Source organism: Pseudomonas sp. B34(2017) (assembly GCF_002112915.1).
GTDB lineage: Bacteria > Pseudomonadota > Gammaproteobacteria > Pseudomonadales > Pseudomonadaceae > Aquipseudomonas > Aquipseudomonas pharyngis.
The window spans coordinates 194,388-206,695 of record NZ_NEJA01000006.1; the positions used below are offsets into that span (position 1 = coordinate 194,388).

14 protein-coding genes are annotated in these 12,308 nt (G+C 61.6%); 5 read left to right on the top strand and 9 right to left on the bottom strand.

Annotated features, from left to right (window positions below):
• Window positions 1-18: 18 nt before the first annotated feature.
• Window positions 19-621, bottom strand: coding sequence for an NADPH-dependent F420 reductase (locus tag CAF80_RS20195; protein WP_074687792.1), 603 nt, complete (start codon window positions 619-621; stop codon window positions 19-21).
• A 115-nt stretch (window positions 622-736) separates the two neighbouring features.
• Here CAF80_RS20195 and CAF80_RS20200 point away from each other — a divergent pair, with 115 nt between their 5' ends.
• Window positions 737-1,630: a LysR family transcriptional regulator gene (locus CAF80_RS20200; RefSeq protein WP_074687791.1), complete on the top strand. Its 894-nt coding sequence runs from the start codon at window positions 737-739 to the stop codon at window positions 1,628-1,630.
• 114 nt (window positions 1,631-1,744) lie between these two features.
• Here the strand turns inward: CAF80_RS20200 and CAF80_RS20205 are convergent, their stop codons facing one another.
• On the bottom strand, window positions 1,745-3,064 hold the full coding sequence (locus CAF80_RS20205; RefSeq protein ID WP_085667833.1) for an Nramp family divalent metal transporter: 1,320 nt from the start codon (window positions 3,062-3,064) through the stop codon (window positions 1,745-1,747).
• A 76-nt stretch (window positions 3,065-3,140) separates the two neighbouring features.
• Window positions 3,141-3,680, bottom strand: coding sequence for a chalcone isomerase family protein (locus tag CAF80_RS20210; protein WP_074687790.1), 540 nt, complete (start codon window positions 3,678-3,680; stop codon window positions 3,141-3,143).
• A 147-nt stretch (window positions 3,681-3,827) separates the two neighbouring features.
• On the opposite strand from CAF80_RS20210, the gene CAF80_RS20215 reads away from it, so the two are divergent.
• Together CAF80_RS20215 and CAF80_RS20220 are read left to right on the top strand one after the other, a co-directional pair.
• On the top strand, window positions 3,828-4,601 hold the full coding sequence (locus CAF80_RS20215; RefSeq protein ID WP_074687789.1) for a hypothetical protein: 774 nt from the start codon (window positions 3,828-3,830) through the stop codon (window positions 4,599-4,601).
• A gap of 86 nt (window positions 4,602-4,687) precedes the next feature.
• Window positions 4,688-5,254, top strand: a complete 567-nt coding sequence (locus CAF80_RS20220) for a hypothetical protein (protein WP_074687788.1) — start codon at window positions 4,688-4,690, stop codon at window positions 5,252-5,254.
• Window positions 5,255-5,257: 3 nt separating this feature from the next.
• Here CAF80_RS20220 and CAF80_RS20225 read toward each other — a convergent pair whose 3' ends face one another.
• The 4 genes from CAF80_RS20225 to CAF80_RS20240 all read right to left on the bottom strand — a co-directional run bounded on the left by CAF80_RS20225 (window position 5,258) and on the right by CAF80_RS20240 (window position 8,749).
• Window positions 5,258-5,974 carry an alpha/beta hydrolase gene (locus CAF80_RS20225; protein ID WP_074687787.1) on the bottom strand — a complete coding sequence of 239 codons (717 nt, stop codon included), beginning with the start codon at window positions 5,972-5,974 and terminating at the stop codon, window positions 5,258-5,260.
• Between the two features lie 66 nt (window positions 5,975-6,040).
• Window positions 6,041-7,153, bottom strand: a complete 1,113-nt coding sequence (locus CAF80_RS20230; protein ID WP_074687786.1) for a succinylglutamate desuccinylase/aspartoacylase family protein — start codon at window positions 7,151-7,153, stop codon at window positions 6,041-6,043.
• 128 nt (window positions 7,154-7,281) lie between these two features.
• Window positions 7,282-8,061 (bottom strand): ABC transporter substrate-binding protein, encoded by a 780-nt coding sequence (locus tag CAF80_RS20235; protein ID WP_039767817.1) that lies wholly within the window; start codon window positions 8,059-8,061, stop codon window positions 7,282-7,284.
• A 253-nt stretch (window positions 8,062-8,314) separates the two neighbouring features.
• Entirely contained in the window at window positions 8,315-8,749 is a 435-nt protein-coding gene (locus CAF80_RS20240) for a rhodanese-like domain-containing protein (protein WP_039767816.1), read from the bottom strand.
• A 100-nt stretch (window positions 8,750-8,849) separates the two neighbouring features.
• On the opposite strand from CAF80_RS20240, the gene ftrA reads away from it, so the two are divergent.
• Window positions 8,850-9,839, top strand: a complete 990-nt coding sequence (gene ftrA, locus CAF80_RS20245; RefSeq protein ID WP_039767815.1) for a transcriptional regulator FtrA — start codon at window positions 8,850-8,852, stop codon at window positions 9,837-9,839.
• Here ftrA and cobF read toward each other — a convergent pair.
• Together cobF and CAF80_RS20255 are read right to left on the bottom strand one after the other, a co-directional pair.
• Window positions 9,808-10,563 carry a precorrin-6A synthase (deacetylating) gene (cobF, locus tag CAF80_RS20250; protein WP_039767814.1) on the bottom strand — a complete coding sequence of 252 codons (756 nt, stop codon included), beginning with the start codon at window positions 10,561-10,563 and terminating at the stop codon, window positions 9,808-9,810. The two genes, ftrA and cobF, sit on opposite strands and share 32 nt — an antisense overlap.
• Window positions 10,563-11,132, bottom strand: coding sequence for a histidine phosphatase family protein (locus CAF80_RS20255; RefSeq protein ID WP_074687785.1), 570 nt, complete (start codon window positions 11,130-11,132; stop codon window positions 10,563-10,565). The genes cobF and CAF80_RS20255 overlap by 1 nt, the downstream gene beginning before the upstream one ends.
• A 319-nt stretch (window positions 11,133-11,451) precedes the next feature.
• Here CAF80_RS20255 and CAF80_RS20260 point away from each other — a divergent pair, with 319 nt between their 5' ends.
• Window positions 11,452-12,306, top strand: a complete 855-nt coding sequence (locus tag CAF80_RS20260) for a MurR/RpiR family transcriptional regulator (RefSeq protein ID WP_074687784.1) — start codon at window positions 11,452-11,454, stop codon at window positions 12,304-12,306.
• Window positions 12,307-12,308 lie beyond the last annotated feature (2 nt).

Here is a 12,308-nt window from a genome sequence, read left to right on the forward strand (position 1 = left end):
TATTTTTTTGCCCGGACGTCAGGCGAACTTCACCAGATTCAGCACCGGCAACGGCCCGCCCGGGAACTGCACCAGCCGCGCGCCCACGCTCAATTCGCCCAGATCGATACCGAAGAAGCCGAGCTGATCGATCAGCGCACCCACTTCCGCCTTGGCCTGCGCATCATCCCCGGACAGGAACAACACGCGCTTGCCCCCCTCCGACGCCGGATCCGCTTCCAGCAAGCGCGCCAGCAAATGGTTGAACGCCTTGACCACCCGCGCGCCCGGCACCCACTCGGCGAACACTTCGCTGGAAGGTCGACCCTGCAAGTCCACCGGTTTGAACGATGGCGCTTCAATCGAGTTGTTGGCGTCGATGACGATCCGCCCGCCAAAGTCCGGCAGCCCGGCCAGTGCCATCGGCAGTTTCGACCAGTTCACCGCGACCAGCACGATGTCTTGGGCCGCCGCTTCTTCTCGGGTAACGGCACGGGCAGTCGGGCCGAGTTCTGCGACCAGTTCGGCCAAAGTCTCCGGCCCGCGACTGTTGGCGATGACCAACGGGATGCCCTGACGCGACAAGGCTTTGGCAAACGCTGAACCGATGGCGCCAGCGCCGATGATTCCGATAGTGCTCATGGTGTTCTCCTCAAAGTGGGGTAAGACTCGAAACGAATCTTGCGCTTGCCATTCCCACTTGATTAGCCGGTAATGCCTTGAATGATCTTCAAGTATCACTATCAGGTCGAAATCCATGGAAACCCTCGCCAATCTCGAATCCTTCGTTCGCAGCGCCGAGACCGGCAGCTTCTCTGCTGCTGCGCGGTTGCTGGCGCTGACTCCGGCGGCGGTCAGTCGCAACGTGGCGATTCTTGAACGCAACCTCGGCGTACGGCTGTTTCAACGCTCGACCCGCAAACTATCGCTGACCGAGGCCGGTGAGGGTTTTCTGGCGAGTATCGGCGGCAACCTCGACGCCTTGCAGGCAGCGATTGCGACGGTGGCGACCGAGCGCGGCGAGCCGGCGGGTGTGCTCAAGATCAGCCTGCCGCCGACATTCGGCATCGATCACATGCTGCCGCTGCTGCCGGAGTTTCTGGCGCGTTATCCTCTGATTCGCCCGGAATGGAACTTCGAAAATCGTCAGGTGGATCTGATCGCCGAGGGTTATGACGTGGCGATTGGTGGCGGCTTCGAGCTGACGCCCGGCGTGGTCGCCCGGCCATTGTCGTCCGCCGAAGTGCTGGCGGTGGCGTCGCCGGCGTATCTGGCGGGCCGCACACTGCCGCGACATCCGGCCGATCTCGCCGATCACCACGGCATCGTCATGCGCGGCCTGCGCACCGGGCGCCTGCGCCAATGGCAGATGCACAACGAGGCCGGCGAACAGGCCAGCGCCCTGCTCAACCCGAACATCGTGCTGAATGATCCGATGGCCATGCGCAAGGCTGCGCTGCTGGGCTTGGGCGTGACGATGCTGGTGCTGCCGGATGTCAGCGCGCAGATCGAACGCGGTGAACTGGTGCGGCTGTTGCCCGACTGGCAATGCGATGCCGGCGCGATTTCGCTGTACTACCCGAGCCGTACCTTGCTGCCGGCCAAGACCCGGGTGTTCATTGATTTTGTAGTCGAAGCGTTTGGCTCATGATCGTAATGATCGCCCCACGCTTCACGCATGATCGTTCCCACGCTCCGCGTGGGAATGCAGCCGGGGACGCTCTGCGTCCCATTGGAGCGCGGAGTGTCGGGCCGATCACACCGGCTACGCGGCCAGTTGCAGAATCAGCCAGGCATTCGCCCCACTGATCACTACAAACAATCCCCACGCGAGAATCTTGGTCGGCAACCGGTTCACAAACGGCCCCATCAGCCGTTTGTCGTTGGTCATGCGAATCAGCGGATACAGCGCAAACGGCAATTGCAGGCTCAGCACTACCTGGCTCAGCACCAGCAACTTGCCCACCGCGCCGTCGCCCATCAGCCACACGCCGATGAACGCCGGAATCAGCGCCAGCCCACGGGTAATCAGGCGTCGCTGCCAGCAAGGGATTCGCAGTTTCAGATAGCCTTCCATGATCACTTGCCCGGCGATGGTGCCGGTGAAGGTCGAACTCTGCCCCGAAGCCAGCAGCGCCACGCCGAACAGCACACTGGCCAGCGCGCCGCCCACCAGCGGATCGAGCAAGTGATAGGCGTCCTGGATGTCGACCACGTCGGTGTGCCCGGACTGATGAAAGGCTGCCGCCGCGAGAATCAGGATCGCCGCGTTGACCAATAACGCCAGCGCCAGTGAACCGATGGTGTCGATGCGCGCCAGTTTCACCGCGTCCTGCTTGCTGGCCAGATCCTTGCCGATCAACCGTGTCTGCACGATCGAGGTGTGCAGGTACAGGTTGTGCGGCATCACCGTGGCGCCAAGGATGCCGATGGCCAGGTACAACGGCGCGGCATCGCTGATCGCCGACAGTGAGGGTTTGAAGCCTTGGGCGACGTCCGGCCAGTACGGTTTGATCAGCAGCAGCTCGACGAAGAAACACGCGCCGATGGTGCCCACCAGCACCAGCATGATCTCCTCCAGCCGGCGGAAACCGCGGTTTTGCAGGGCCAACACCAGCAGCGTATCGAATGCGGTCAGCGCGATGCCGAACGTCAACGAACAACCCAGCAGCAGGTGAAACGCCAGCGCACAGCCGAGTACTTCCGCAAGGTCAGTGGCGATGATCGAGATTTCCGCCAGCACCCATTGCAGCCGCGCCGTCGGAGTGCTGTAGCGTTCGCGGGAAAGCTGCGCCAGATCACGCCCGGTGGCGATGCCCAGCCGCGAGCACAGGCATTGCACAACCATGCCCGCCAGACTCGCCAGCAACACCACGAACAGCAAGCTGTAACCGAAACGCGAACCGGCCTCGATGGCGGTGGCCCAGTTACCGGGATCCATGTAGCCGATCGACACCAGCAAACCGGGGCCGGCAAAGCGCAGCACGCGTTTGAAGAACGAGGCGTTGGGATCGACCGGGACACTTCCGGCCACTTCCGGCGGGCAGAACGGCGCCGTGGCGATTTTGGGCAAGCTGAACTTCACAAACACATCCAGAAACAAGTCGAAAGGCGCAGCTTAGACGTTTCAGTCGGCAGGCCCAAGCGCCGATGTGCTGCGTTCAGGGTTGGGCAGTACCCAGCAATTGCCGGCGCAGTTCGGGATTGCGTGTGCGTGGATCCAGCCAGATGTTGAAAAAAGCCTGGGCGAACAACGGGTCGTTGATTTCGTGCTGCAACTGTTGGCCAACAAAGAACCGCGCGCCCTGCCCCGGCAGATACACCCCGGTGATCCGCGTGCCGGCCTGCACGTCGACGAACGATTGCTGCATCTGGGCCTGCCACACCGCCAGTTGCGCAGGACTGATGGAGGCGCCTGCCAGGCGTTTGATCTCGTCGACGCTGGCCTTGACCAAATCTTCGCGGGACACGCTGCGCCGGTAGATCAGCTCCAGGGCGAAGGGCTGACCATCGGCCAATGGACGCGCGGCGCTCCACAACCGGGCGTTGTAAACGTCGAAACCGAAAATGCTGAAATCGCCGGTGCCAATGATTTGCGCACCGGGCACCACGTCTTGCCAACTGGCCCAGGTGGGTGTCAGCAACAAGGCCCACAAGCCGATCCCGCAGCATCCACGCAACAACTTCGGTGTATTGCTCATCGCGATATCGACTCCGGTAAACCCTGATACCCAGAGCATAGTCGGCAATCACACCCATGTTTTTGTATACATGTTTTGCATGCATATGCAGCAATCCGTGAACCACAATGCTAACGTGGCCCTTATTGACCCGAAGGAGACACCTGCGTGCTGATCCTCAAACTGCTGCTGATTCCCGGTTTCCTGCTGCTGATTTCCCTCGCGGGCAAGCGTTGGGGCCCCAGCGTCGCCGGGTGGCTGTCGGGGTTGCCGGTGGTAGTCGGGCCGATTCTGTTTTTCCTCGCCATCGAGCAAGGCCCGGCGTTTGCCGCGCAATCGGCGGTGGCGGCGCTGTCGGCCATGTTTGCGATGATCGCGTTTTGCATCACTTACGCGCAGGTGGCGCAGCGGGCGAGCTGGCCGCTGGCGTTGGTGGTTTCTTTATCGGTCTGGGCCGTGCTGGCGTTGATCCTGTCGCTGATACCGGCCTCTCTGCCCCTCTCGATTGCCGCCGCTGCAACTGCCCTTCTTGCCGCGCCATACCTGTTTCCCAAGGTGCAACCGGTGGTGAGTGGCCCGGCGCCGAAGTCGGACAAGCTGGTCTGGCGGATGATTGCCGGGGCCGCGCTCACGCTGGTGGTGACAATGCTGGCCAGCACCGTCGGCGAACGCTGGAGCGGTCTGCTCGCGGTGTTCCCGGTGCTCGGCAGCGTGATGGCGGTGTTCTCCCAGCAGACCCGTGGCCCGGCGTTTACCGCCGCGTTGTTGCAGGCGACGGCGACGGGGATGTATTCGTTTTCGGCGTTTTGTCTGGTGCTGGCGCTGACGGTTCCCAATCTGGGTTTCGGTGGTTTCGTGGTGGCCGTGGCCGTTTCGGTGGCGATGCTGGGCGTCACCCGGCAGTTGCTGGCCAAACCCGCGTCGGCACCTTCGCCGAACTGAACCCGCCCGGACAAACCGCTCTGGAGTGCCAGGTGTGCTCCGTGGGATGATCGCCGCCCAAGCGCGACCATCCCTCGGAGATTCGAATGTCATTGCTTAGCAAGAAAGCCGTCGTCCTGTTGCTGGCGGCGGTGGCCGGTTTCGGCGCCATCAATGCTCAGGCAGCCAAGGCCAAAGAGAAGGCTGTCACCGAGAAAGTCTCGATGCTGGAAGGCAAATTCAGTTTCGTCCTGCCCAAGGGCTTTGTCGGCGACCCGCTGCCCGCCGGCCCGACCGGTGCCAAGGGCACCATGTACAGCAACGACGCCACCAAGACTGTGGTCATCGTCGCCGAAAACCAGATTCCCGAAGGCAAAAACGTCAAGGACAACGACAGTGCGTTTCTGGACGGCACCGTCTCCGATTTCATCGACGCCCAACGCAAGGCCCTGCCGGACTTCAACAAGCTCAGCGAAAAGAGCCTGACCCAGAAAGGCAACGGCCTGGGCCTGCGCCAAGTCGACAGCACCGCCACCCAGGGCGGCGGCCAGACTCTCAACACCACGTTGCTGGCCGGTTCCGGCACGCGCATGGCGCTGGTCCAGGTGATTTCCCGGGCCAGCGACAAGAGCGGTCACGAGGCGCTGGTGAAAACCATCCTCAAGGAAAAATGATCTTCACGGGTTGAGTTGCTGCAACCAGTCGTTCAAATCCCGAAGCTCGGCCGCGCTGATGCTGTGGCCGACGCCGGGATAGGCATGAAATTGCGTTTTGTACGACAGCTTCTGCAACAACGCATCGGCTTCGGTGCCACCGCTGTACGGCACCCGGTCATCCGCCGTGCCGTGGCCGATGAAGATTTCCAGCGGCGGATGCTGTTGCTCCGACTTCAGCTCGCTCTTGAGCACCGGCAACAGCCGCCCGCTCAACGCCGCGATGCCACCCACCGCCGCTGGCTGCCGCAGTCCGACCTCGTAGGTCATCATCGCGCCCTGGCTGAAACCGATCAGGTACACCTTCTCCGGTTGCGCGTGATATTTCTGCGCTGCAGCGGCAATAAAGGCCCGCAGTTTCTGGCTGCTGGCCTTCAGATCATCAGTCTCGCCGTTGTAGGCACCTTCGCCTTTCTTGCGAAACCACTGGAAACGCCCTTCTCCCAACGCCATCGGTGCCTGCACCGACAGGTAGTTGTACTGCTTGGGCAGCTGAAATTTCATACCGATCAAGTCTGCTTCGTTGCTGCCATAGCCATGCAGGAAAATCACCAGCGGACGCGGTTCGGCGTCCGGGTGCACCTGGGCCAGGTAGTTGAGCGGCAGATCGTTTTGCAGCGAGGTCTGAGCCTGAACGGCAGTGGACGCCAGCAGCGTCAACAGCGCAAACACCTTCAACATAAGCCTTCCTTCACACAGTGCAGGGTTCGGGGCAGAGCCTAACACTGTGATCCGGAGGATAGGGTGTCAGTCGTTGATCAGCTTCCCGACTCGAATCGGCTCACGCCCCGCCACTTTCGCCTGCCAGATCCCCGGCTGGGTGTAGCGTCCGCGATCGATGGCGAACAACACGCCGCTGGTGCCGGCGCGAACGGTGGTCACGCGGTCGTTCAGCGGATCGACCACTTCGAACAGCGCATCGCCACGCTCGACCCACTCACCTGCATCCCGCAGGAAACTCACCACGCCGTGGTGCGGGGCGAACAGGTATTCGGTGCCTTCGAACGGCATGCCTTCGCAGCATTCGTCCGGCGCTTTCGGCCATTCGCCGCTGATAAAGCCCTGCTCGGCCAAGAAGCCCAGGATCGCCTCGCAATTGGCCTGGGCCTGATCGACGCGGGTGTCGCCCATGCTACCCAGCTCCAGGGTGGTGGCGAGGTTGGCCGGTGGAATCGCCGCGTTCGGGAAAGCCCGGGCCAGTCGCAACCACGGCGAGGAGCAGGATTCATCGAACGAACTGCCGCCGGAGTCTTCACACAACAGCGCCACGCCAGCCTTCAGCCGTGCGGCGAGGGATTGCCACTGTGGCCAGTGCTGCGGCAGTGCGTAAATATGAATTGCGGCGTCGAAGTCGCAATGCAGATCGAGGGTGATGTCGGCCTCACAGGCGTGGCGCAGCAACAGACGGTGCAGTGCTTCCAGTTGCGAGGCCGGGGCTGGTAGTTCATCGAGTACCTGGCCCATGGCCTGGCGGATCAGCGCGATGTTGGCTTGGGCATCACCGCCCAACTGACTCCCGATGCGCTCGGCCACCGGCGCGCTGAGTTCGACGAAGGAGCGGTTGAAATTCTTGCCGCTGCCCAGCTCGAAACGCCCCATGTGACTGCCTTGCAGGTGCTGATCGAGGCCGATCGGGTTGGCCACCGGCACCAGTTCGATCACGCCTTGCAACTGGCCGTTGCTTTCCAGTTCGGCCAGGCGTTTTTTCAGCTCCCACGCGGTGCGCATGCCCGGCAGTTCATCGGCGTGCAGGCTGGCCTGGATGTAGACCTTGCGCGGGCCGGCGCCGTAACGAAACACGCTCAGGGAACGTTCGCTGCCCAGGTGGCTCCAGGGCAGAAGGTGGTCGATGCGTTGCATGGGGAACTCCGGAAATTCTGTAGTCGTTGCCGAGGCAATGACTGCATTGAAAATGTGCTGACAGGATAAATCACGGGCGAAAAAAAAGTGGCCACCGCGTCAACGGGGCCACTTTTTTCTACGGCGTATTAATGGCCGTACACGTCAAAGTCGAAGTACTTGTCCTGCACTTGCTTGTACTTGCCGTTGGCGCGGATTTCGTTGATGGCGGCGTTGAATTTCTCCGCCAGCTCGGTATCGCCTTTACGCACCGCAATACCGGCGCCACCGCCGAAGTACTTGGCGTCTTCGTAGGTCGGGCCGACGAATTCGAAGCCTTTGCCGGCGTCGGTTTTCAGGAAGCCGTCGCTCAGGTTGACCGAGTCGGCCAGCATCGCGTCGATACGACCGGAGACCATGTCCAGGTTGGCTTCCTGCTGCGAGCCGTAACGCACCAGCTCGATCCCGGCCGGCACCAGCACTTCGGTGGCGTAACGGTCGTGGGTACTGGCACGCAGCACGCCGACTTTCTTGCCTTTGAGCTCGACCAGCGGGTCTTTCACGCCGGAACCGGCCTTCATCACGAAGCGCGCCGGGGTGTGGTAGTACTTGATGGTGAAATCGACGTTTTTCTTGCGGTCGTCAGTGATGGTCATCGAGGACAGGATCGCGTCGATCTTCTTCACTTTCAACGCCGGGATCAGGCCGTCGAACTCCTGCTCGACCCAGGTGCATTTGACTTTCATCTGCTCACACAGCGCGTCGCCGATGTCCACGTCGAAACCGGCCAGTTTGCCGTCAGGGGTTTTCATCGAGAATGGCGGGTAACCGGCTTCGATACCGATACGGATCGGCTTGGCGTCTTCGGCCACGGCGGTCAGGGACAACATCGACAGTGCCAGGGCACCGAACATAACCAGCTTTTTCATTTATTACTCCCGTGTGCGGAGGCTTTTATTGGCAGCTTTCGATTGTCAGGTTCGGCCTTGGGCTGTACAGCGCAAAAAAACCGAAGTGGCCGGCAGTCTATGGCGGCGCGCACGGGGCAAATTGTTTTTAAGCGACAAATACTTACAGAAAATCGGCGAGTGCCATCACGTGGGAAAAGTGTGCGCCGGAGCGGTGCGAGGGTTGTAGGACAAAGCCGACAAAAGTGCCGCCGAAGCGGCAACCCTCCGGCTATCAGCAATCGCAGGCGATCGGCGCGGTGGCGACGCGTGGTGTCGCAACACTCAACTGAAAGCCTTCATCCAGCCACCCGGTCACTCCACCGATCATCTCCTTGACCGGATAGCCCAACGCCGCCAGCTTCACCGCGGCCTTATTGGCACCATTGCAGTGAGGGCCGGCGCAATAAACCACGAAAAGCGTGTTTTTTGGGTAGTCCACCAGCCCTTCCGCCGTCAGCAAACGCCCGGGAATGTTGATCGCCCCTGGCACATGTCCACGCTCGAAGGCCAGCGGCCCGCGCACGTCCACCAGCACAAAGTCGACTTCGCCGGCCTGCTGGCTGCTGAAGACATCGGAACAATCGGTTTCGAAGGTCAGACGGTTGCTGAAATGCATCAGGGCAATGGCCGAAGGCGCTGCAGGAATCTCGCGAACCAGGCTGGGCATGTTGAATCACTCCGTTGTCGGTGGGCATGAACAGACTTTATCGAGGCGCCGCTTGCCGCTACAGTGGCGCACAAGACACTCACCGGGAATTTTCCGCCAAATGCCTGATTCACCTGGATTGGTCGCGATTCTGGCCTACGACGGCCTCTGCACATTCGAGTTCGGCATCGCCGTGGAGATCTTTGGCCTGGCCCGGCCGGAGTTCGATTTCCCGTGGTACGCGCACTGCATTGCGGCGGTCGATCAAGGGCCGATGCGCGCGATGGGCGGGATTCAGGTGCTGGCGGACGGTGGTCTGGAATTGTTGGCGGATGCGCGGACCATCATCATTCCCGGCTGGCGCGACCGAAATGCGCCGGTGCCGGAAGCCTTGCTTGAAGCATTGCGTGATGCCCATTCACGCGGCGCCCGGTTGCTGTCGATCTGCTCCGGGGTGTTTGTTCTGGCGGCCAGCGGCCTGCTCGACGGGCACGGCGCCACCACTCACTGGCGCTACACCTCGGAGCTGGCCGAGCGCTTTCCGGCCATCGATGTCGATCCGGATGTGCTTTACGTGGATTCCGGCCAATTGATTACCTCGGCCGGCAGCGCAGCCGGGATCGACGCCTGCCTGCATCTGGTGGCGCGGGACTTCGGCACCCAGATCGCCAACTCGGTGGCGCGACGGCTGGTGATGTCGCCACAACGTACCGGCGGTCAGGCGCAATTCATTCCGACGCCGGTCAGCCCGACGCCGCGCAGCGATCTGTCGCGCGTGATGCAGTGGGCCCGCGAGCGCCTGCACGAACCGCTGGAAGTGCGCGATCTGGCCAGCGAAGCGGCGATGAGCGAACGCACCTTCCTGCGCAAATTCAGCGAAGCCAGCGGCCAGTCACCCAAGGCCTGGTTGCAGCACGAACGCCTGGCCCGAGCCCGGGAATTACTGGAAAGCACGCCGCAGAACACCGAGCAGATCGCCTTGCGCTGCGGTTATCGCTCGGTGGAAAGCTTTCGTGTGGCGTTTCGCAGCGTGGTCGGGGTGCCGCCGTCGGTGTATCGCGAACGCTTTGGTCGAGAGATCAAGGCTTGCGCAACAGATAAGTGTCCATGATCCAGCCATGCTCGACCCGCGCAGCTTTGCGCACCCGCTCGATCTCATCGGCAACGTCGCTGAGCTTGCCATGGATGAGGATTTCGTCCGGCGTGCCGAGGTAGGCGCCCCAGTAAATCTCGGTCTCCCGATCCGCCACCTGGTGGTAGGAATCTTCCGCGTCGAGCATCACCACCAGACTGTCCGTGTCACTCACCTGCCCCGCCGCCAGGCGTCGGCCGGTGGTGATCTCAATCGAGCGGCCGATGGTGTTCAACGGCACCTTGTGTTGCGCCGCCAAGGCCTGAACGCTGGTGATGCCGGGAATGACCTCGAATTCAAACGCACATCGCCCCGAGGCCAGAATCGCCTGCAGGATGCGAATGGTGCTGTCGTACAACGCCGGGTCGCCCCACACCAGAAAACCGCCGCACTGCCCGTCAGACAATTCGTCATTGATCAGGCGTTCGAAGGTTTGCTGCTTGGCGCGGTTCAGATCATCGACGCTGGCGCTGTAGTCCACATCGCCACGCTCGCGTTCCGGGCTGTGGGCTTCGGCGAAACGGTAGGTACGATCGGTGATGTAGCGTTCGCAGATTTCTCGCCGCAGGTCGATCAGCTTGTCCTTGCTCTGGCCCTTGTCCATCAGGAAAAACACGTCCACCCGATTCAGCGCCTTCACCGCCTGCATCGTGATGTAGTCCGGGTTACCGGCACCGATGCCGATCACCAGCAATCGCTTCATTACTCTGCTCCTTCCAGGCTCATGCCGGACAAGCGTAGTCGCCAGCGCCCGGCAAATCGCAGATCGACCGCCGCCAGCGGCTCGACATCCAGGCTGTGAAACGCCTCACCCTGCACGACCTGCATCAAGGCAGCACGAATCACGAACGGATGGGTAACCGCCACCACGTGCCCTGGGGTGGCTTGCAGTGAAACCAGCCACGCGGCGACCCGCTCACGCAACTGCGCCACCGACTCACCGCCATGGGGGGCGGCGTGCGGATCTTCGAGCCAGGTTTGCAAGGCCTCGGGTTCGTTCCGTTGCAAATACTTGATCGACTGACCTTGCCAGCGTCCCCAGTCGCAATCACGCAGGGCCTGATCGATTTGCGCTTCATGGCCGAACCACGCCGCCGTCTGGCGAGTGCGCAGTTCCGGGGCGCAAATCAGACGCGATGCTGTGTCGAAACGCAAAGCCAGCGAGCAGGACGCCAGCGCCGTTTCTTCAACAGGTTCGTTCGTAGGAAAACACGCCAATTTTTGTGCGACGGTTCTGGCATGGCAGATCAATGTCAAACGGGTGGTCTGCACGGGGAGTCACTCGGCTGGAAGACAGGACGGTCATCGACAAAGTCGCTGATGCGGCGGCAATTGTGCCGTAAACCGGGAGGCTCCGGACAAGTCGATTGATGCCTTAAGCATTTGAAAGCGGCAATGTCTGACACCACGATGGGCAATGGACTACAAGACTGATCGACATCCGTGTAGCCCTTGCGTTACGGGCATTGCGCCCCATTTTGGGGCCTGGTCTAAACGCCGAAAAATTCGCTAGACATGTAGCGCCAGTTACATAAATACTGTTTTAACGGATTGTGAAGCGAATTCAACACCCCATCCAGCAGGAGCCCGGATGCCCCCTTTAAGAGACCTGATCACCGACCCCGGCCTTGACCTGACGCCGTCGGAGCGCAAAGTCGTTCGCGCCTTGCTCGATCTGTATCCACGCAACGGACTTGGCCCGATGGCGCGCCTGGCCGAACATGCCGGCGTCAGCGATCCGACCATCGTGCGGCTGGTGAAAAAACTCGGCTTCGGTGGTTACGCCGACTTCCAGGACGCCCTGCTCAGCGACATGGACCATCGCCTGCGCTCGCCGCGTACCCTGTTGCAGCCGCGCTCGCATCAGAACAAGGACGATGCCTGGAGTCATTACCTGGCTCACAGCCACAACCTGCTGGCCGAAACCCAGGCCCTGACCCAACCGGAAGACGTGCGCATTCTCGCCGACTGGCTGCTCGACACCCGGCATCAGGTCTACTGCTTCGGCGGACGCTTCAGCAGCCTGATGGCGACTTACCTGCTCAATCATTTGCGTCTGCTGCGCCCCGGCTGCTTTGCGCTGGAAGACAACGCGCAACTGCCCGATCGTCTGTTCGATCTGCAACGCCAGGACGTAGTGCTGGTGTTCGACTATCGCCGTTACCAGACCCAGGCCTTGCGCGTGGCCAGCGCCGCGAAAAACAACAATGCTCGCGTCGTGCTGTTCACCGACATCTATGCCTCACCGCTGCGCGAACTGGCCGACATGATCATCAGCGCCCCGGTGGAGTCGGCTTCGCCGTTCGACACGATGGTCCCGGCGCTGGCTCAGGTTGAAGCACTGATTGCCTGCCTGACCCTGCGCAGCCCGGACCTGGCCGATCGCCTGGAAGGCATCGATGCCCTGCGCAACGACTTCGACACCCACTTGCTGGAGGATAAATAAGG

Bases quoted from the DNA above. Each gene is read 5' to 3' on its own strand.
- CAF80_RS20225 (WP_074687787.1), bottom strand. From the start codon at position 5,974: ATGTTGAAGGTGTTTGCGCTGTTGACGCTGCTGGCGTCCACTGCCGTT.
- CAF80_RS20260 (WP_074687784.1), top strand. From the start codon at position 11,452: ATGCCCCCTTTAAGAGACCTGATCACCGACCCCGGCCTTGACCTGACG.
- CAF80_RS20200 (WP_074687791.1), top strand. From the start codon at position 737: ATGGAAACCCTCGCCAATCTCGAATCCTTCGTTCGCAGCGCCGAGACC.
- CAF80_RS20235 (WP_039767817.1), bottom strand. From the start codon at position 8,061: ATGAAAAAGCTGGTTATGTTCGGTGCCCTGGCACTGTCGATGTTGTCC.
- cobF (WP_039767814.1), bottom strand. From the start codon at position 10,563: ATGAAGCGATTGCTGGTGATCGGCATCGGTGCCGGTAACCCGGACTAC.
- CAF80_RS20210 (WP_074687790.1), bottom strand. From the start codon at position 3,680: ATGAGCAATACACCGAAGTTGTTGCGTGGATGCTGCGGGATCGGCTTG.
- CAF80_RS20230 (WP_074687786.1), bottom strand. From the start codon at position 7,153: ATGCAACGCATCGACCACCTTCTGCCCTGGAGCCACCTGGGCAGCGAA.
- CAF80_RS20195 (WP_074687792.1), bottom strand. From the start codon at position 621: ATGAGCACTATCGGAATCATCGGCGCTGGCGCCATCGGTTCAGCGTTT.
- CAF80_RS20240 (WP_039767816.1), bottom strand. From the start codon at position 8,749: ATGCCCAGCCTGGTTCGCGAGATTCCTGCAGCGCCTTCGGCCATTGCC.
- CAF80_RS20220 (WP_074687788.1), top strand. From the start codon at position 4,688: ATGTCATTGCTTAGCAAGAAAGCCGTCGTCCTGTTGCTGGCGGCGGTG.
- ftrA (WP_039767815.1), top strand. From the start codon at position 8,850: ATGCCTGATTCACCTGGATTGGTCGCGATTCTGGCCTACGACGGCCTC.